The organism is Pseudonocardia sp. WMMC193, assembly GCF_021728735.1.
GTDB lineage: Bacteria > Actinomycetota > Actinomycetes > Mycobacteriales > Pseudonocardiaceae > Pseudonocardia > Pseudonocardia oroxyli.
This window is the reverse complement of the sequence record NZ_JAKKDO010000003.1, coordinates 2,151,164-2,168,975: the sequence shown is the minus strand read 5'-3', so window position 1 is coordinate 2,168,975 and position 17,812 is coordinate 2,151,164. Positions and strand designations below refer to the sequence as shown.

General features: G+C 75.1%; 18 protein-coding genes. 8 read left to right on the top strand and 10 right to left on the bottom strand.

All coding sequences use genetic code 11. From position 1 onward, the window contains the following. The first annotated feature begins 62 nt into the window (after window positions 1-62). Window positions 63-1,232 carry a CaiB/BaiF CoA-transferase family protein gene (locus L3X23_RS11770; RefSeq protein WP_237192261.1) on the top strand — a complete coding sequence of 390 codons (1,170 nt, stop codon included), beginning with the start codon at window positions 63-65 and terminating at the stop codon, window positions 1,230-1,232. Then, on the top strand, window positions 1,229-2,155 hold the full coding sequence (locus tag L3X23_RS11765) for a hydroxymethylglutaryl-CoA lyase (protein ID WP_237192260.1): 927 nt from the start codon (window positions 1,229-1,231) through the stop codon (window positions 2,153-2,155). The genes L3X23_RS11770 and L3X23_RS11765 overlap by 4 nt, the downstream gene beginning before the upstream one ends. 44 nt (window positions 2,156-2,199) lie before the next feature. Here L3X23_RS11765 and L3X23_RS11760 read toward each other — a convergent pair whose 3' ends face one another. Continuing rightward, complete coding sequence (locus tag L3X23_RS11760; protein WP_237192259.1) at window positions 2,200-2,658, bottom strand: PPOX class F420-dependent oxidoreductase; 459 nt, start codon at window positions 2,656-2,658, stop codon at window positions 2,200-2,202. A gap of 186 nt (window positions 2,659-2,844) precedes the next feature. Between L3X23_RS11760 and L3X23_RS11755 the strand changes: the two genes are divergently transcribed. Both L3X23_RS11755 and L3X23_RS11750 read left to right on the top strand, forming a co-directional pair. Further along, window positions 2,845-3,360, top strand: a complete 516-nt coding sequence (locus L3X23_RS11755) for a hypothetical protein (RefSeq protein WP_093088225.1) — start codon at window positions 2,845-2,847, stop codon at window positions 3,358-3,360. Window positions 3,361-3,364: 4 nt separating this feature from the next. Then, window positions 3,365-3,724 carry a histone-like nucleoid-structuring protein Lsr2 gene (locus L3X23_RS11750; protein ID WP_093088223.1) on the top strand — a complete coding sequence of 120 codons (360 nt, stop codon included), beginning with the start codon at window positions 3,365-3,367 and terminating at the stop codon, window positions 3,722-3,724. A gap of 56 nt (window positions 3,725-3,780) precedes the next feature. Here the strand turns inward: L3X23_RS11750 and bioD are convergent, their stop codons facing one another. From bioD to bioB, 4 genes are all read right to left on the bottom strand, one after another. Further along, complete coding sequence (bioD, locus tag L3X23_RS11745) at window positions 3,781-4,425, bottom strand: dethiobiotin synthase (RefSeq protein WP_237192258.1); 645 nt, start codon at window positions 4,423-4,425, stop codon at window positions 3,781-3,783. Window positions 4,426-4,496: 71 nt separating this feature from the next. Then, window positions 4,497-5,621 (bottom strand): 8-amino-7-oxononanoate synthase, encoded by a 1,125-nt coding sequence (locus L3X23_RS11740; protein WP_237192257.1) that lies wholly within the window; start codon window positions 5,619-5,621, stop codon window positions 4,497-4,499. Next, window positions 5,618-6,919: an adenosylmethionine--8-amino-7-oxononanoate transaminase gene (gene bioA, locus L3X23_RS11735; RefSeq protein ID WP_237192256.1), complete on the bottom strand. Its 1,302-nt coding sequence runs from the start codon at window positions 6,917-6,919 to the stop codon at window positions 5,618-5,620. Before bioA ends, L3X23_RS11740 begins: the two co-directional genes overlap by 4 nt. Next, a complete protein-coding gene (gene bioB / locus L3X23_RS11730) occupies window positions 6,916-7,971 on the bottom strand; it encodes a biotin synthase BioB (protein ID WP_374204833.1) in 1,056 nt (351 codons plus the stop codon). The genes bioA and bioB overlap by 4 nt, the downstream gene beginning before the upstream one ends. A 44-nt stretch (window positions 7,972-8,015) precedes the next feature. On the opposite strand from bioB, the gene L3X23_RS11725 reads away from it, so the two are divergent. Beyond that, window positions 8,016-8,543, top strand: coding sequence for a TetR family transcriptional regulator (locus tag L3X23_RS11725; protein WP_237192255.1), 528 nt, complete (start codon window positions 8,016-8,018; stop codon window positions 8,541-8,543). Window positions 8,544-8,554: 11 nt separating this feature from the next. Here L3X23_RS11725 and L3X23_RS11720 read toward each other — a convergent pair whose 3' ends face one another. The 3 genes from L3X23_RS11720 to L3X23_RS11710 all read right to left on the bottom strand — a co-directional run bounded on the left by L3X23_RS11720 (window position 8,555) and on the right by L3X23_RS11710 (window position 11,406). Beyond that, window positions 8,555-9,307: an N-acyl homoserine lactonase family protein gene (locus L3X23_RS11720; protein WP_237192254.1), complete on the bottom strand. Its 753-nt coding sequence runs from the start codon at window positions 9,305-9,307 to the stop codon at window positions 8,555-8,557. After that, window positions 9,307-10,629: an MFS transporter gene (locus L3X23_RS11715; RefSeq protein ID WP_237192253.1), complete on the bottom strand. Its 1,323-nt coding sequence runs from the start codon at window positions 10,627-10,629 to the stop codon at window positions 9,307-9,309. Before L3X23_RS11715 ends, L3X23_RS11720 begins: the two co-directional genes overlap by 1 nt. 96 nt (window positions 10,630-10,725) lie before the next feature. After that, on the bottom strand, window positions 10,726-11,406 hold the full coding sequence (locus tag L3X23_RS11710) for a TetR/AcrR family transcriptional regulator (protein WP_237192252.1): 681 nt from the start codon (window positions 11,404-11,406) through the stop codon (window positions 10,726-10,728). Between the two features lie 106 nt (window positions 11,407-11,512). Between L3X23_RS11710 and L3X23_RS11705 the strand changes: the two genes are divergently transcribed. Genes L3X23_RS11705 through L3X23_RS11695 form a run of 3 tightly spaced genes read left to right on the top strand, consistent with a single transcriptional unit; the run spans window position 11,513 to window position 14,711 of the window. Further along, entirely contained in the window at window positions 11,513-12,430 is a 918-nt protein-coding gene (locus tag L3X23_RS11705; protein ID WP_237192251.1) for a shikimate dehydrogenase, read from the top strand. Further along, complete coding sequence (locus L3X23_RS11700) at window positions 12,420-14,219, top strand: sugar phosphate isomerase/epimerase and 4-hydroxyphenylpyruvate domain-containing protein (protein WP_237192250.1); 1,800 nt, start codon at window positions 12,420-12,422, stop codon at window positions 14,217-14,219. Before L3X23_RS11705 ends, L3X23_RS11700 begins: the two co-directional genes overlap by 11 nt. 30 nt (window positions 14,220-14,249) lie before the next feature. Further along, on the top strand, window positions 14,250-14,711 hold the full coding sequence (locus tag L3X23_RS11695) for a VOC family protein (protein WP_237192249.1): 462 nt from the start codon (window positions 14,250-14,252) through the stop codon (window positions 14,709-14,711). 72 nt (window positions 14,712-14,783) lie between these two features. Here the strand turns inward: L3X23_RS11695 and L3X23_RS11690 are convergent, their stop codons facing one another. Beyond that, a complete protein-coding gene (locus L3X23_RS11690; protein ID WP_237192248.1) occupies window positions 14,784-16,532 on the bottom strand; it encodes a SelB C-terminal domain-containing protein in 1,749 nt (582 codons plus the stop codon). Continuing rightward, on the bottom strand, window positions 16,529-17,794 hold the full coding sequence (gene selA, locus L3X23_RS11685; protein ID WP_237192247.1) for an L-seryl-tRNA(Sec) selenium transferase: 1,266 nt from the start codon (window positions 17,792-17,794) through the stop codon (window positions 16,529-16,531). Before selA ends, L3X23_RS11690 begins: the two co-directional genes overlap by 4 nt. Window positions 17,795-17,812: the final 18 nt, after the last annotated feature.

Below are 17,812 nucleotides of genomic sequence, written 5' to 3'. Positions count from 1 at the left end.
GTTGACCCGTATGGTGGGTATCTGCTCACATAGCAGGTGACACTCGCCGTCCAGGAGGTCCGATGACAGCCATGCCCCTCGAGGGAGTCCGGGTGGTCGAGCTCGGCAACTACATCGCCGCGCCCACCGCCGGTCGGCTGCTCGCCGACTTCGGCGCCGAGGTGATCAAGATCGAGCGCCCGCGCACCGGGGACGAGCTGCGGAACTGGCGGCTCTACGCGGGCGAGACGTCGATGCTCTACCGCACGGTCAACCGCAACAAGAAGTCCGTGGTGCTGGACCTGCGGGACCCGGCGGGGCGCGAGGCGGTGCTCGCGCTCGTCGCGCAGGCCGACATCGTGTTGGAGAACTTCCGGCCCGGGACGCTGGAGAAGTGGGGCCTCGGCCCGGCCGAGCTCGACGCCGCGAACCCGGACGTCGTCGTCGTCCGCATCTCGGCCTTCGGGCAGACCGGCCCGCTCGCCGGGCGGCCCGGGTTCGCCGCGGTCGCCGAGGCGATGGGTGGGCTGCGGGACCTGGTGGGGGAGCCGGACCGGCCGCCGTCGCGCACCGGGGTGTCCATCGGGGACTCCATCGCTGGGCTCTACGCGGCCTTCGGCGCGGTCATGGCGCTGTTCCAGCGCGAGACGCGCGAGCGGCCGCCGCTGGGCAGGCGCACCATCGACGTGGCGCTCAACGAGGCCGTGCTGTCCATGATGGAGTCCCTCGTGCCCGACCACCTCGCCTACGGGGTGGAACGCAAGCGGGTGGGCGGCCGGATGGAGGGCATCGCGCCCTCCAACGCCTACCCGTGCGCGGGCGGGGACTCGGTGGTCATCGCCGGCAACGGCGACGGCATCTACAAACGACTGATGGAGACCGCCGGCAGGCCGGACCTGGCCGAGGATCCCGATCTCGCGTCGAACGCCGGGCGGTGGCTGCGCCGGGACGAGCTCGACGACGCGATCGGCGCCTGGACCGCCTCGCTGCCCCGCGCCGAGGTGCTCGCCCGGCTGGAGGCGGCGGAGGTGCCCGCCGGCCCGATCTACACCGCCCCGGACATCTGCGCGGACCCGCAGTACCGCGCGCGCGACATGATCCAGTACTTCGAGGTGGACACCGGCGGCGAGGCGCCGAAGCGGGTCGGCTTCACCGGTGTCGTCCCGGTGCTGGGCGACGGCACCGTCCCGATCCGCTCGCTGGGACCCGATCTCGGCGAGCACACCGACGAGGTCCTGGGAGGCCTGCGATGACCGTCCTGCGCGACGTCACCCTGCGGGACGGGCTGCAGCTCACCGGCCGGGCGCTGCCCACCGGGCGCAAGGTCGAGATCGTCCGGGAGCTGCTCGACCTGGGGGTGCCCAGCCTGGAGATCGGCTCGCTCGCCCGCCCCGACCTGGTGCCCCCGCTGGCCGACACCCTCGACGTGGTCGCCGCGCTGACGCCGGCGGAGCTCGACCGGTGCTGGCTGTGGGTCGCGACCCCGCGCCACGTCGCCCGCGCCGTCGAGGCGGGGGCCCGGAACGTCCAGTACTGCCTCTCGGTGTCCGACGCCCACAACCGGGCCAACATCGGCCGGGACACCGAGGCGAGCCTCGCGGCCATGCCTGCGGCGGTCGAGACCGCGCTCGGTGCGGGCGGGCGCATCCAGCTGTGCCTGGCCACCACGTTCACCTGTCCGTTCGACGGTCCGGTGGACCCGGACCGCGTCCTGCGGATCGTCGAGGACCCCCGGACCGAGGGGGCGGCGGACGTGGTGCTGGCGGACACCCTCGGGCAGGCCGCGCCGGGCGAGGTGGCCGCGCTCGTGGAGCGGGTGCACGCGGCCCGGCCGGACGCGCGGATCGTCTTCCACGGCCACGACACCTGGGGGCTGGGCGTGGCGAACACCCTCGCCGCCGTCGCCGCGGGGGCGTCCATGGTGGACGGCGCCCTCGGCGGTCTCGGCGGCTGCCCGTTCGCGCCCGGGGCCAGCGGCAACACCGCCACCGAGGACCTGCTGTTCGCGCTGCGGCCGGACTGGCTGGACCCGGCGGGCCTGGTCGCGCTGGCCGACCTGTCGGCCGCGCTGCTGGACGAGCTCGGCGAGCCGAACCGCTCCCGGACCGCCCAGGGCGTCGGCTCCGACGCCCCCGCCTTCCCCTGGACCCGCGCCTCCGGCGCCCGTGCGCGGTAAGTGGTGCCAGAGCACCACTTACCACTCACGAGCGCCGGAGGCGCTCAGTCCTGCGGGGGAGGGAAGCCGCCCGTGGCGACCGGGCCCCAGTCGTCCGGCGTGACCCGGATCAGCGACTTGCCCTGACGGGCCATCGCCTCCCGGTACTCCGCCCAGTCCGGGTGCTCGCCCGCGATGCCGCGGTAGTAGTCCACGAGCCCGTCGAGCGCCTCGGGCATGTCGAGCACCTCGGCCGTGCCGTCGACGTGCACGTAGGGGCCGTCCCAGTCGTCGGAGAGCACGCACAGCGCGACCTGCGGGTTCCGCCGCACGTTGCGGGTCTTGGCCCGACCCGGGTAGGTGGACACGACGATCCGCCCCTCGGCGTCGACGCCGCAGGTGACCGGCGAGGACTGCGGCCGCCCGTCCGCCCGGGTCGTGACCAGCACCGCGCGGTGGCGCGGGCGCAGGAACGCGAGCAGCGCGTCCCGGTCGACGCGGTCCGCGGTGGCGAACTTCGGCATGCGTCGTTTCCTTCCCCTCGGTCCGATTCGGGGGCCAGGGTACGGCGCGCGAGGGGGGATCGGGATGTGACGGTGACCGGGTGGGTTCGCGGCCGGTCGGTGAGTCGTGATCTGATCGGCGGTCACGCGACCCGAGCGACCGATAGGATCGCGGGTGCGGTCGAACAGTGAGAGGAGCATGGGGTCTTGGCAGAGGACACACCGGGTCGCGCAGGGCTGTCGATCCAGGGTGAGCAGCAGCAGGATGCGGGATACATTCGGGCGTCGGAGGAGGACGTCGACCTCTACGTCGACGGGGTCTCCGACGAGGTGATCATGTGCCGTGAGCGCGGCAGGCACCTCTTCCCGACGATCCGCCAGGCGGGCATCCACTTCTCGGAGGTCGACGAGGAGGGGCTGTTCATCCGGCGCCTCCAGTGCACCTGCTGCAAGCTCGCGGTGCGGGTGGAGAAGTGGGAGGGCGTCCGCCGGGGTAGCCGGACCCGGTTCGCCCGGGTCACCTCGGGGCTGGTCTACCAGACCGGGCCCAAGGGCGAGATGTACCTGGCGCCGTCCGGGCGCGGTCACATGACCCCGCGCCAGATCGGCGACTCGGTCGCCTCGAAGGCGCTGGCGGGCGAGAGCATCACGGCGCTGCGCAAGTCGATCGCGAAGGCCCAGGCGGACGCGAAGAAGAAGGCCCAGAAGAAGCAGGGGGGCTGACTAGGTGGGCGTACGGGAGATCCGGTACTGCGACATCAGCGGTACCGAGAAGGACGTCGAGTCGCACGAGCTCCAGGTCGACCAGATGCGGATCCAGATCGACCTGGCCGAGAAGGAGTACGGCAAGCTGCTCGACCTGCTGCGGCCGTACCTGGATGTCGGGCGCATCGAGGCCTCGGTCCCGGAGCTGCCGCGCAGGCGGGCCCAGCCCTCCGGCACGGCGCTCACGGTCGAGCAGCGCCAGCAGGTCCGCGAGTGGGCCGAGGCGAAGGGCATCGAGGTGCCGCTGAACAACCGGTTCAAGCGCACCCTGGTCGACCAGTGGAAGGCCGAGACCCAGGAGGGACAGCTGGAGTTCGACTGACGGGTCGTTTCGGGCAGCCGGGTGGCGCCCCCTGCGGCCGGCCACCGCCGACGGGTCTACCGCTCGGCGGACGTGGCGCGGGTGCGCAGGGTGGGCAGCCATGTCGGGGCGGCTGCGCGGAACCGGGCCGGGTCCAGACGGGCCGCATCGGCCGGGACGGCGCCCAGCAGGGGCTCGAGGCGGGCCCGGTTGGTCTCGTCGATCTCGGTGGGGGCGTCGGGCCAGGACCCGATCACCAGTCCGGCCTCGGGGAGGCCGCGCAGGGCCTCGCGGGTCAACGCCGTGTGGTTGAGGGTGCCCAGTCCGCTGCGGCACACGACGATCACCGGTGCGCCGAGGAGCCGGTCCAGGTCACGGAGGGTGTGTCCCTCGTCGTCGAGCTCGACGAGCAGCCCGCCCGCCCCCTCGACCAGGACGTGGTCGTGCTGCGCCGCGAGCGCCGCGACGAACTCGACGTGCTCCCGGATCGGGGGGAGCGCGACCCCCGCCCGTCTCGCCGCGGCCACGGGCGCCATCGGATCCGGCAGCCGGATCCCCTCGTGCGTGGGCACGCCGGCGAGCCGCGAGACGACGTCCGCGTCCCCCAGCCCGTCCTCGGTCCCCGCCTGCACGGGCTTGTAGACCACCGCGTCCGGCAGCACCGAGGCCACGGCCGCGGTCGTGATCGTCTTGCCGACCCCGGTGTCGGTCCCGGTCACCACCAGCACTCCGCGGTCGTGCGCGGTAAGTGGTGCTCTGGCACCACTTACCGCGCACGGGCACGCAGTGCCGGTCATGCCGCGAGGGTGCGGGCTCGGCGCGCCGCCGCTGCTGCGCGTGCGGGGTCGAGGGTGGCCCGCGCGACGAGGCGCAGGCGGGACACGCCGTCGGGCACGCTCGGGGGTCGGAAGCAACCCACCACCACGCCGTCCTCGAAGAGCCGGGTGGCCGCGGCGAGGGCCGCCCCGGGCTCACCGACCTCGAGGGACTGGACCGCGCCGGGGGAGTGGTCGATCTGCGCGGCGTCGGCGACCGCGCGGGCCACCCGGTGCAGGGCGGCGACGCGATCGGGCTCGGCGCGGACGATCCGGCACGCCTGCGCCGCGGCGGCGGCGGCCGCGGGCGCCAGGGCGGTGTCGAAGATGAAGGTGCGTGCGGTGTTCACGAGGTGCTCCCGCAGGGCGGGGGAGCCCAGGACGGCGCCGCCCTGGGCGCCGAGGGCCTTGGACAGCGTGGCGGTCACGACCACGTGCTCGGCGCCGGCGAGGCCCGCCGCGTGCACCGCGCCGCGCCCGCGACCGGCGACGCCGACGCCGTGCGCCTCGTCGACGACGAGCAGCGCGTCGTGGAACGCGCACAGCTCCGCGGTGGCGGCGAGGTCCGCGGCGTCTCCCAGTACCGAGTACAGCGACTCGACGACCACGATCGCCCGCGGTTGGGTCCGCTCCCGCAGGATCCGCTCCAGCGCGCCGAGATCGGCGTGCGGGCACACCGCGACCGGGGACCGGGAGAGCCGAGCGCCGTCGATCAGGGAGGCGTGGGCATGGGCGTCGGAGACGATCAGGGTGCCCGGGTCGCCCAGCGCCGTCAGCAGCCCGATGTTCGCGGTGTAGCCGCTGGAGAAGGCCAGGCAGGTGGGCTGACCGGTCAGGTCGGCGAGCTCCGCCTCCAGCTCGGCGTGCCCGGCCGTGGTGCCGGTGACGACCCGGGAGGCGCGGGCGCCCGTGCCGAAGCGGTCCAGCGCCGCCGCCGCGGCGTCGCGGACGCGCGGGTCGTCGGCGAGGCCGAGGTAGTCGTTCGACGCGAGGTCGAGCAGGCCGCGGCGGGACTGCGGGTTGCGCCGCACGTCGTCCGCGCGCACCACCCCGGCCCGCTCCCGCCGCTGCGCCGCCTCCGCGAGCCAGACCCCCAGGCTCATCCGTGCACCTCCTCGACGGCGCCGGTGATCGCGGCGCCGATCGCCGCGACGTCCGCCGTGGACGAGACGTAGGGCGGCATCGTGTAGACCAGGTCGCGGAACGGGCGGACCCAGACCCCGCGACGGAGCGCCGCCCGGGTCACCGCACCCACGTCCACCGGGCCGCTGAGCTGCACCGCGCCGACGGCGCCGAGCACCCGGACCTCCTTCACCGCGGACAGTCCCGCCGCCGGGCCCAGCGCCGCGGCCAGTTCCCGGCCGATCCGCGCGACCGTCCCGCCGTCGTCGAGCAGCGACAGTGAGGCCGACGCGACGGCGCAGGCCAGGGGGTTGCCCATGAACGTCGGGCCGTGCAGCAGCGCGCGTTGCGGGGACCGGGTGACGGCCTCGGCGACGGCACGGGTGCAGAGCACCGCGGCCAGCGTCAGGTAGCCGCCGGTCAGGGCCTTCCCTACGCACATCACGTCCGGCACGACGCCGGCGTGGTCGACCGCGAAGGGGGCGCCGGTCCGGCCGAACCCGGTGGCGATCTCGTCCGCGATCAGCAGGATGTCGTGCGCGTCCGCGATGCGCCGCAAGGCGGTCAGGCATCGCGGCGGGTACACGTGCATCCCGCCCGCGCCCTGCAGCACCGGCTCGACGACGAGGGCCGCCACCGTGTCCGCGTGCGCCGCCACGAGCTCCTCGGCGCCGGCGATCCAGGCGTCGACCTGGGGATCCGACTCCGGCGTGAGCACGCCGTCGACGGTGTCGGCGGCGGGCGGGCGCGGCAGGAACAGCTGGGTGCCCACCAGCCCCGGGAACAGCGCGTGCATCCCGTCGACGGGGTCGCAGACGCCCATCGCCCCGGTGGTGTCGCCGTGGTAGCCCCCGCGCAACGCCACGAACCGCCTGCGCTCGGGCCGCCCGCGCGCCGCCTGCACCTGCACCGCCAGCTTCAGCGCCACCTCGACCGACACCGAGCCGGAGTCGGCGAGGAAGACGTGGGGGAGACCGGTGCGCGCGGCCAGGTCCTCGGCCAGCCGGACCGCGGGCTCGTGGGTCAGGCCGCCGAACATCACGTGGCTGAACCGGTCGACCTGGGCGTGCGCGGCGGCGTCGAGCACCGGGTGGCGGTAGCCGTGGGCCGCGCACCACCAGGAGCTCATCGCGTCGATCGCGTCGAACCGGGCCCCGTCGGCCGCCTCCAGGTCCAGCCGGACGCCTGCGGCGCCGCGCACCGCGTAGGGCGCGGGCCCGTCGAGCGCCGCGTAGGGGTGCCAGAGCAGGCCGCGGTCGCGGTCGAGCAGCGAGGTCATGCGTTCGGGGCGTCGGTGGTGCCCGCGCCGCGGCGCCGGATCGCGACCGGGTCCGGCGCGTGTCCCTCGGTGTCGGCGCCGAGCACCGCGAACCCGTTGTCCGCGATCATCTGCAGGTCGTCCTTCGCCGCCTGCCCCTCGCTGGTGAGGTAGTCGCCGAGGAACAGCGAGTTCGCCACGTGCAGCGCGAGCGGTTGCAGCGACCGCAGGTGCATCTCCCGCCCGCCTGCCATCCGGACCTCGGTCGCGGGGCAGACCAGTCGGGCGAGCGCGAGGATCCGCAGGCAGCGCAGGGGATCCAGCTCCCAGGTCCCGGCCAGCGGGGTGCCGTCGAACGGCATCAGGAAGTTCACCGGGACCGAGTCGCTGCCGATGTCTCGCAACGCGAAGAGGGCGTCGACCAGTTGGTCGTCGGTCTCGCCCATCCCGACGATCAACCCGGAGCAGGGGGACAGCCCCGCCGCCCGCGCCTTCGCGACGGTGTCGACGCGGTCGGCGTAGGTGTGCGTGGAGCAGATGGCGTCGTAGTTCGACTCGGCGGTGTTCAGGTTGTGGTTGTAGGCGTCGACCCCGGCCTCGGCCAGGCGCTCGGCCTGCCCGTCCTGCAGCAGCCCCAGGCAGGCGCAGACCTCGACGTCCGGGTGTTCGGTCCGCAGCGCGCCGACGATCGAGGCCACCCGCTCGACGTCCCGGTCGCCCGGCCCGCGCCCGCTGGAGACCAGACAGACGCGGGACGCGCCGCCCGCGATCCCCGCGCCGGCCTGGCGCACCGCGTCCGCTGTGGACAGCCAGGAGTACTTCAGGACGTCCGCGTCGGAGCCCAGCCGCTGGGAGCAGTACCCGCAGTCCTCCGGGCAGAGTCCCGACTTGAGGTTCACCAGGTAGTTGACCTTGACCAGGTTGGCGAAGTGCGCGCGGCGCACCCGGCCCGCCGCGGCGACGAGGTCGAGGACCTCGTGGTCCGGGGTGGCCAGCACCTCGAGGGCCTCCGCGCGGTCGAGGACCGCGCCGTCGAGGACTCGCTCGGCGAGCACGTCATAGGTTTTGAACACCGTTCAAACGTAGGTGCCCGATCCCCGCCTGACAAGATGTGTCCGTGGCGTTGACCCGGGAGCTGATCGTCGACGCGGCCTACGCCGTGCTCGACGGGCAGGGGTTGGCCGGGCTCACGATGCGCCGCGTCGCGCAGGAGCTGGACGTGCGGCCGGGGGCGCTGTACTACCACGTCGCGAACAAGCAGGAGCTGCTCGCGGAGGTCGCGGCCCGCATCCTCGGCCAGGGCGCCGCGACCGACGACGCGCACAAGGCCGCCCGGGAGCTGCGGGACGCGTTGCGCCGGGTCCGGGACGGGGCCGAGGTGGTCTCGTTCGTCCTCGCCTTCCGGCCCGAGGGGTTGGCGCCGATCCGGGCGTTGCCCGCGGCGTTCGCGCTGCCGCCCCGCGAGGCGGTGTGGGCCGCCCGCACCCTGACGCACTACGTCCTCGGCGCGGTCGCGGAGGAGCAGAACCGGGCCGAGCTGGTCCGGACCGGGATCCTCGCCGACGGGCCGGACGACGTCGAGGAGTCCTTCCTCTTCGGACTCGACGCGGTGCTGGCCGGGCTGCGACGCCGCGTCGACCCGTGAGCGCGCGGCGGTCAGGCGATCCGGACGGCGTGCGGGCCCACCCGCGGGAACCGGTCCATGACCTGCGGGTCGTGGCCGGGGACGATCAGCTCGGCGGAGTCCGCGAGCTCGCGAATCCGGTCGTAGGCCGCGTAGATGCCGGGCATGGAGTGCAGGATCGGGCCAGGCCGGTCCTGCTCCAGGTTCTCGGTGAAGTGGATGGCGTCCGAGGCCAGCACGACCCAGCCCCGCGCCGTCCACACCCGGGTGAGCTGCATCCCCGCGGTGTGCCCGCCGACCAGGTGGACGGACAGGCCGGGCGCGATCTCCGCCTCGCCGTCGACGAGATCGAGGCGGTCGGGGGCGAGCACGGTCGCGAGGTCGGACTCCGAGCGGAGCCAGTGCTCGCGGGTGATCCGCTTCGCCACCGGGCCCGTCCAGTAGTCGCGCTCGGCGCGCTGGACCACCCGGCGGGCGGCGGGGAACCGCGCCGCCGCGCCGGTGTGGTCGTAGTGCAGGTGCGACAGCACGAGGGTGTCGACGTCCGCGGGGTCGATCCCCAGCGACGCGACCCCCTCGTGCGGCGTGCAGTCGAACGCGATCGCCGCGGGGGCCCGGTCCGGCTCCAGCCCCGCGTCGAGCACGACGGCGCGGGTGTCGGAGACGGCGAGCCAGACGTAGTACGCGGTGGGGTGCGGCTCGGCCCAGGTGTCGTCGTACCCCAGGAAGTGTTGTCCCCGAAGGCCTTCGCGGGTCGCGTACCGGATCGCGTGGACGGTGTACATCAGGCGCCCACGGCCGCCTTCGCCCGGACCGGCTCCAGCCCGAGCTGCTCGGTCGGCGTGCGGACGTAGTCCTTGCCGGTCCCGACGGCGATCACGTTCAGCAGGCAGACGGCGGCGACGAAGATCGCCACCGCGACCCAGTTCTCGCCGCCCTCACCGGCCAGCGCCGCGGAGATCGACGGGGCGAAACCCGCGACGGCGAACCCGATCTGGGTGCCGATCGCGGTGCCGGACAGCCGGACCCGCGCGGGGAACATCTCGCCGTAGAACGCGGGCCAGACGCCACCGGTGGCGCTGTGCACGAAGCCGAACATCACGATGCCGACCACGAAGATCAGCACGTAGTTGCCGGTCGAGATGGAGGCCAGGTAGCCGAACATGAGCACGGCGCAGCCGAGCGAGCCCGCGATGAACACCGGCTTGCGGCCGACCCGGTCGGCGAGGTTGCCGAAGAACGGGAGGGCGGCCAGCGCCACGGCGTTGGCCAGCACACCGACCCAGAGCATCGCGGTGCGGGACAGGCCCTCGGTGTTCACGGCGTAGGACAGCGCGTACACCGAGAAGACGGTGCTCACGGTGGCGATCGTGGCGCAGGCGACCACCCGCAGCACGGAGCGCCAGTGGTCCCGGAACAGGACGGCGAGGGGGAGCTTCTCGACCTCGTTCTGCTGCTGCTCGCGGGTGAAGACCGGGGTCTCGTCGAGGCTGCGCCGGATCAGCAGCGCCACCACCACGACGACGGACGACGCCCAGAACGGGACCCGCCACCCCCAGCTCAGCAGGGCCTCCTCGGGCAGCGTCGCGATCGGCAGGAAGACCGCGGTGGCCAGGATCTGGCCGAACTGGGTGCCGCTGAGGGTGAAGCTGGTGAAGTACGCGCGGCGGTGCGCAGGTGCGTGCTCGAGGGTCATCGAGTTCGCGCCCGCCTGCTCGCCGCCCGCGGAGAAGCCCTGGAGCAGCCGCAGCGTGACCAGGAGGATCGGTGCGGCGACACCGATCGTGGAGTAGGCGGGCAGGCAGCCGATCAGGAACGTGCACACGCCCATCAGCAGGACGGTCAGCACGAGGACGCGCTTGCGCCCGAACCGGTCGCCGACGTGGCCGAGCACGAAGGCGCCGATCGGACGGGCGATGTAGCCGACGCCGAACGTGGCCAGAGCGAGCAGCGTGCCAGTGGCCGCGCTGGAGCCGGGGAAGAAGACCCGGCCGAACACCAGCGCCGCGGCGGTGCCGTAGATGAAGAAGTCGTAGTACTCGAGCGCGCTGCCGATCCAGGCGGCGAGCGCCGCCTTCCGCGGTTGGGCGGTCGTGGGCTGGGACACGAGGGGCTCCTGGGTGATGCGTCGATGCAGGCACCGGGCGACGGCGTATGTACCGTCTGGTTACGTACCGGATAGTGAGTTAGGTCGGCGGCGGTGTCAAGCCCGAGACACGGCCTCGGTCTGACCCACGAGCGCGGTCAGGTACTCGAGCACCAGGTCGCCCAGCATCCGGCGGTAGTGCTCCCGGCGGCCCGCGTCCAGCAGGTCGCGGTCGAAGATGGCCTGGAAGGTGTGCCGGTTGGCCGTGCGGAACACGCAGAACGCGCTGATCAGCATGTGGACGTCCAGGGCGTCGACGTCCGTGCGGAACAGGCCGCAGGCCTGGCCGCGCGCCAGGATCCCGCCCAGCACGTCGACGGCGGGCGCGGCGAGCCCCTCGCGGATCGGCGAGGTGCGCAGGTGTTCGGCGTGGTGGATGTTCTCGATGCCGACCAGCCGGATGAACGCCGGGTGCGACTCGTGGTGGTCGAAGGTCAGCTCCGCCAGGGCGCGCATGGCGCGGGCGGGGTCGAGGTGGTCGACGTCGAGCTGGGACTCCAGGGAGCGGATGCCGGCGTAGGCCGCCTCGAGCACCGCCACGTAGAGGCCCTGCTTGCTGCCGAAATAGTAGTAGAGCATCCGCTTCGTGGTGCGGGTGCGCGCCGCGATCTCGTCCACCCGCGCGCCCGCGTACCCGCGGTCGGCGAACTCCTCGGTGGCGATCGCGAGGATCTCCGCCCGGGTCCGTTCGGCGTCGCGCTGTCGCTCGGGCGGCACGTCTGCGGGTTCGGCGCTCACGGGCCCGACGATATCCGCCCGCCGCTCTTGCCGAGGATCCCTCGACCCGGTACAAGTAACCATCTAGTACATCGTTGGTTCGTCCGCAGTCTCGTCGAGGAGCGCCGTGAACGTCGTCCGCACCGGCCTGATCGGCTCGGGCATCGGCCCGTCCCTCTCGCCCGCCCTGCACGAACGCGAGGCGCGCGAGCTCGGGTTCGCCCTCGACTACCCCCGCTTCGACCTCGACGTCCTCGGCGTCGAGGCGGACGCCGTGGGGGAGCTGCTGGCGCGCGCCCGGGCCGCGGGGCACCGCGGCGTGAACGTCACCCACCCCTGCAAGCAGCGGGTGATCCCGCACCTGGACGCGCTTTCGCCGGACGCCGCGGCCATCGGCGCCGTGAACACCGTGGTCTTCGAGGACGGGCGCGCGGTCGGGTACAACACCGACTGGTCCGGCTTCCGGGACGGGCTGGTCGACGGCCTGCCCGGGGCCCCGCTGGACCGGGTCGTGCTGCTCGGCGCGGGCGGTGCGGGCGCGGCGGCGGCGCACGCGTTGGTCGCCCTCGACGTGGGCGCGCTGACCGTGCTCGACGTCGACGCCGAGCGGGCGGCCGAGCTCGCGGCGGCGCTGAACGCCCGATCCGCCGAACTCGCAGGTACGGACAGCGGGACTCGCGTGGACGAACCGGGGGACTCGCGGGTGGTGGGCGCGGGGGTCGGGGAGCTCGGCCGGGCGCTCGACGGGGCGGACGGGCTGGTGCACGCCACGCCCGTCGGGATGGCCGACCACCCGGGGCTGCCGCTGCCCGCCGCGCTGCTGCGGCCCGAGCTGTGGGTCGCGGAGATCGTCTACCGGCCGCTGGACACCGCGCTGCTGCGCGCCGCCCGGGCCGCGGGCTGTCGCACGCTCGACGGCGGGCGGATGGCCGTGCACCAGGCGGCCACGGCGTTCCGGCTGTTCACCGGCCGGGAGCCGGACCCCGCCCGTATGCTGCGCCACCTCGCCGAGCTCATCGGACAGGAGGAGTCCCGTGTCGCCTAGGACGGCCCTCGCCACGGTGTGTCTCTCCGGGGCGCTCGACGACAAGCTGGTCGCCGCCGCGGCGGCCGGGTTCGACGGCGTCGAGATCTTCGAACCGGACCTCGTCGCCTCCCCGATGCCACCCGGCGAGGTGCGCCTGCGCTGCGCCGACCTGGGCCTGTCCGTCGACCTCTACCAGCCGTTCCGCGACCTGGACTCCACCGATCCCGCGCGGTTCGCGGCGAACCTGCGCCGCGCGGACGCCAAGTTCGCCGTCATGGAGGCGCTGGGGGCGGACACGGTGCTGATGTGCTCGTCGGTCTCCGCGGACGCCGTCGAGGACCCGGACCGCCTCGCCGAGCAGCTGCACACCGTGGCCGAGCGGGCCCACGACCGCGGGCTGCGGATCGCCTACGAGGCGCTGGCGTGGGGCGCGCACGTCGCGACCTGGGACGCGAGCTGGGAGGTCGTCCGGCGCGCCGACCACCCGGCCCTGGGCCTGTGCCTCGACAGCTTCCACATCCTGTCCCGCGGCTCGGACCCCGCACCGATCGCGGACGTGCCGGGGGAGAAGCTGTTCTTCCTCCAGCTCGCCGACGCGCCACACCTGTCGATGGACGTGCTGCAGTGGAGCCGCCACCACCGGCTGTTCCCCGGCCAGGGCGCCTTCGACCTGCCCGCGTTCATGCGGGCGGTGCTCGCCGCCGGGTACGCCGGGCCCTGGTCGCTGGAGGTGTTCAACGACGTCTTCCGGCAGGCGGATCCCGAGCGGGCCGCCGTGGACGCCCACCGCTCCCTGCTCACCCTCGCCGAAGCGACCACCGGGGGGACCGAGCCCCCGCCGCGGCTCGCCGGCCACGCGTTCGTCGAGGTGACCGGCGACGAGTCGACCGGCGGCGTGCTCGCCGCCCTGGGCTTCGCGCGCACCGGCGTGCACCGCACCAAGCCGGTCGAACGCTGGGAGCAGGGCGGCGCCCGGGTGCTGGTCAACCGGTCCGGCGCGGAGACCGCCATCGCCGCGGTGGCCGTCGAGTCCGCGGACCCGCCCGCGTCGGCGCGGCGCGCGGTCCGGCTGGCCGCTCCCGCGCTGCCCCGCGAGCGCGGGCCCGCCGAAGCCGACCTGGCCGCCGTGACCGCCCCGGACGGGACGGCGTTGTTCTTCTGCCGCACCGGCGCGCCGGACGACTGGTCGGGGGACTTCGTGGCGACCGGCGAGCGGGCCGCGGGGATCGGCGTGACCGGCATCGACCACGTCGGACTGGCCCAGCCGTTCGACCACTTCGACGAGGCCGCCCTGTTCTACCGCTCGGTCCTCGGCCTGGAACCCGTGACCTCGGCCGAGTTCGCCGCGCCGTTCGGGCTGGTCCGCAGCCGCGCCCTGGCGGACCCGGGGCGGGACGTGCGGCTCGCGCTGAGCGTCTCACTGCTGCGCCGCGGGCAGTGGGCGCCCGGCGTGTCGGAGCCCCAGTACGTCGCCCTCGCCGTGGACGACGTCGTCGCCGCGGCCCGCGCGGCGCGGGCGGCGGGTGCCCCGCTGCTCGGCATCCCGGACAACTACTACGCCGACCTGGAGGCCCGCCTGGAGCTGCCCGCCGCCGAGATCGCGGCGTACCGGGAGCTCGGGGTCCTGCGCGAGGAGACGCCGGAGGGCGCCTACCTGCAGGTGTGCACCGAGGTCCTGGGCGGGCGGCTGTTCGTGGCGCTGGTGCAGCGGATCGGCGACCACGACCTCTTCGGCTGGACCGACGCCCCGGTCCGGATGGCGGCCCACCGCCGTCGTCGGCTGGCGCGGGCGGCCGTGCGCACCTGAACTGTCGGTGCCGTCCCGGATGATGCGGCCATGAGTCGTGAGATCCAGGTGACGGTCGACGCGCACGACCCGGCGGCCGCGGCCCGCTTCTGGGCCGAGGCGTTGGGCTACGTCATCCCCGGACCGCCGGGGGTCGCGCTGCCGGCGGGCGCGGACCCCCTCGCGGTCTGGCAGGAGTTCCTCGCCCGCATCGGCGTACCGGAGGAGCAGCGCAACACCCGCGCGGCGGCCGAGGACCCGGAGGGCCGCGGCCCCCGGCTGTTCTTCCAGCAGGTGCCCGAGGACAAGACGGTGAAGAACCGCCTCCACCTGGACGTCCGTGCCGCGCCGGGGCTGCAGGGCGAGGAGCGGATGGCGGCCCTGGAGGGCGAGTGCGCGCGGCTGGTGGCCCTCGGCGCCACCCGCCTACGCCGCGTCGAGCCCGCCCCGCCCCTGGACGGCGGCCACATCGTCCTCGCCGACCCCGAGGGCAACGAGTTCTGCCTCGACTAGCGCCTCCGGCGCTCGTGCGTGGTAAGTGGTGCCAGAGCACCACTTACCACGCACGGGCGGTGACGCCGCAGGTCAGCGGAGGCGGTGGCGGCCGTCGTCGGTGCGGACGGTGCGCCTGCGGCGGGCGAGGTGTTCCAGGAGCGGGACGGCGACGCGGCGGGTGGTGCCGAGCGCCTCGCGCGCCTCGCTGAGCGTGAACGTCTCCGGCAGGCCGCGCAGGATCTCGACGGCACGGTCCTCCGCGTCCGGGAGCAGGAGGACGCCGTCCCCCACTGTGCTCAGCTCGCCCGCCCTGACCAGGGTCGCGACCTGTTTCGGGCCCAGCCCGAGGCCGGCGAGCCGCTCGGCGTCCGGCGCGGCGAAGGGGGCCTCGGCGAGGTCGGACCGCACGGCGTCGAGCGCCCTGCGCAGCGCGTCCGGGAGGCCGGCGTCGGTGGCCCGGCGGATCCGTCCGTCCCGGGCCACCAGCGTGTCCTGGCCCGCGAGCAGCTCCGCCACCAGCGCCGGGTGCGGCAGACCCAGGGCGTGGCGGGCCGCCTCGATCGGCAGGCCGGGGTCGAGCGGGTCGGCGTGGTCGTGGGCGCTCACCGCCGCGCCCAGCGCCTCGACCAGCGCGGGGACGCGGGCCGGGGCCAGCAGCCAGCCGCCGCCGCGGACCGCGGGCACCGCCTCGACCGCGGCGGCGGGCACCCCCATCGCGACGAGGTCCGCGGCCCGCACCGTGCCGCGGCGGCGGAGCTCGTCCGCGGCGTCCGGCGCCCCGGTCACCGCCGCCAGCTCGGCGGCGCGGGCCCGGGCGGCGCCGCGGCGGCGCAGCTCCGGGGGTCGGACGTCGAGCACCGTCAGGCCGGTCACGGCGCGGCGCCCGGGATCGCGCAGCACCACGCGGTCCCCGATCCGCAGCGGGAGCGGGCGGTCGAGCCGCAGCCGGACGACGTCCTCGCCCAGCGGCCGGACCCGCACCGACACGGCCGCGGACCCGATGTGCAGGATCGGGGCGCGCGGCAGGTCGGCGGCCGACCCGTGCACCCGACCGTCCAGCTCGGAGACCGTGAGCCAGGCGCCGGGGGTGCACAGCGCCGCCCCGCGCCCGATCTCGTCGACGCCGATCCCGCGCAGGTTCGCGGCGACCCGGGTGACCCCGCGCGCCGTCCGCACGGTCTCGCCCAGACTCTCCAGCCCGCGCACGCCGATCCGCCGGTCGCCCAGCGCCAGCTCGTCCTCCCGGCTCAGGGTGCCCTCGGCGAGGGTCCCGGTGACCACCGTCCCGGCGCCGCGGACGGTGAACGCGCGGTCCACCCAGAACCGCACGGGCGCGGCGGGATCGGGCTCGGGCAGGCCGCTGACCAGCGCGTGCAGGGCCGTGCGGAGCTCGTCCAGCCCGGCGCCGGTGGCACCGGAGACCGCGACGGCGGGCCAGTCGGGCAGCTGCTCCCGCGCCTCGGCGAGGGCGAGCTCCGGTTCCAGCAGGTCGGAGCGGGTCACGACGAGCAGCCCGTGGCGCACCCCCAGCGCGGCGAGGGCCTCGGCGTGCTCGGCGGTCTGCGGCATCCAGCCCCCGTCCGCGGCGACGACCAGCAGGACCGCGGGCACCGGGCCGACCCCCGCGAGCATCGTCGTCACGAAGCGTTCGTGGCCGGGGACGTCCACGAAGGCGACGCTGTCCTCGCCGATCCGGGCCCACGCGAAGCCCAGGTCGAGGGTCATCCCGCGGCGCCGCTCCTCGGCGTAGCGGTCCGGTTCCATGCCGGTCAGGGCGCGGACCAGGGTGGACTTGCCGTGGTCGACGTGCCCCGCCGTCGCCACGACGTGGGTCCTCATGCCACCGCCGCCCGGACGGCCGCGACCAGCGCGGGATCGTCCGCCGGGTCGACCGCCCGCAGGTCGAGCAGGCACCGCCCGCGCTCGACGCGCCCCAGCACGGCGGGCTCCCCGAGGCGCAGGGCCGCGGCGAGGCGTTCGGGCAGCGCCACCGCCCAGCTCTCCAGCACGACGTCCGGGGCGCCGCCACCGCCGACCCGGGCCCGGGAGGGCACGGCCTCCCCGGCGACCTCGGCGGCCAGGGCCTCGGCGCGGCGCCGCAGCTCGGCGACGTCCGCGTCGAGGGCGGCGCGGGTCGGGGTGGCCGGCCCGCGCAGGGTCGCCTCCAGCGCGGCGAGGGTCAGCTTGTCGACCCGCATCGCGCGGGCGAGCGGGTGGCGGCGGATGCGCTCCACGGTCTCGGCCGCCCCGAGCACGAGCCCGGCCTGCGGCCCGCCGAGCAGCTTGTCCCCGGACGCGGTGACCAGGGTCGCGCCCGCGGTGAGGGTGGTCGCGGCGTCCGGCTCGTCCGGCAGGAGCGGGTGCGGCGCGAGCAGCCCGGACCCGATGTCCACGACCAGGGGCACCCCGAGGCCCGCCAGCTCGGCGACCGGCACGCTGTGGGTGAAGCCGCTGACCGTGAAGTTCGACGGGTGCACCTTGAGCACGAACCCGGTGTCCTCGCCGACGGCCGCGGCGTAGTCGTGCAGATGCGTGCGGTTCGTCGTCCCCACCTCGCGCAGCCGCGCGCCCGCGGCCTCGAGCAGCTCGGGGATCCGGAACCCGTCGCCGATCTCCACCAGCTCACCGCGGGACACGACGATCTCGCGGCCCGCGGCGAGCGTGGCGGCGGTGAGGGCGAGCGCGGCGGCCCCGTTGTTGACCGCGAGCGCCCCACCCGCCGCGGGGACGGCCTCGCGCAGCGCGGCCACCGCGTCGGCCCCCCGCCTGCCGCGCCCGCCGGTGGCGAGGTCGAGCTCGACGTCACACGTCCCGGCGGCGGTCTGCAGCGCCGCCCGGGCCGCGGCGGACAGCGGGGCCCGACCGAGGTTGGTGTGCAGCAGGACCCCGGTGGCGTTCAGGACCGGGCGCAGGCCCCGCGGCAGCTCCCGCACGGCCGCGGCGACGACCTCGCCCGGCGCGATCTCGCCCCGCCGGGCGGCGGCCTGGGCCTGCCCGACCGCCGCCTTCACCGCCGGTCTCCCCAGCCGTGCGATCGCTTCGGCCAGCGCCGGGTCGGCCAGCACGACGTCCGTCCGCGGGATGCTCCTGCGCAGATCCACCCGCCCAACCTACGGTGG

Coding starts and splice junctions, on each gene's coding strand:
- L3X23_RS11770 (WP_237192261.1), top strand. CDS start 63: ATGACAGCCATGCCCCTCGAGGGAGTCCGGGTGGTCGAGCTCGGCAAC.
- L3X23_RS11765 (WP_237192260.1), top strand. CDS start 1,229: ATGACCGTCCTGCGCGACGTCACCCTGCGGGACGGGCTGCAGCTCACC.
- L3X23_RS11760 (WP_237192259.1), bottom strand. CDS start 2,658: ATGCCGAAGTTCGCCACCGCGGACCGCGTCGACCGGGACGCGCTGCTC.
- L3X23_RS11740 (WP_237192257.1), bottom strand. CDS start 5,621: ATGAGCCTGGGGGTCTGGCTCGCGGAGGCGGCGCAGCGGCGGGAGCGG.
- bioA (WP_237192256.1), bottom strand. CDS start 6,919: ATGACCTCGCTGCTCGACCGCGACCGCGGCCTGCTCTGGCACCCCTAC.
- L3X23_RS11720 (WP_237192254.1), bottom strand. CDS start 9,307: ATGTACACCGTCCACGCGATCCGGTACGCGACCCGCGAAGGCCTTCGG.
- L3X23_RS11695 (WP_237192249.1), top strand. CDS start 14,250: ATGAGTCGTGAGATCCAGGTGACGGTCGACGCGCACGACCCGGCGGCC.
- L3X23_RS11690 (WP_237192248.1), bottom strand. CDS start 16,532: ATGAGGACCCACGTCGTGGCGACGGCGGGGCACGTCGACCACGGCAAG.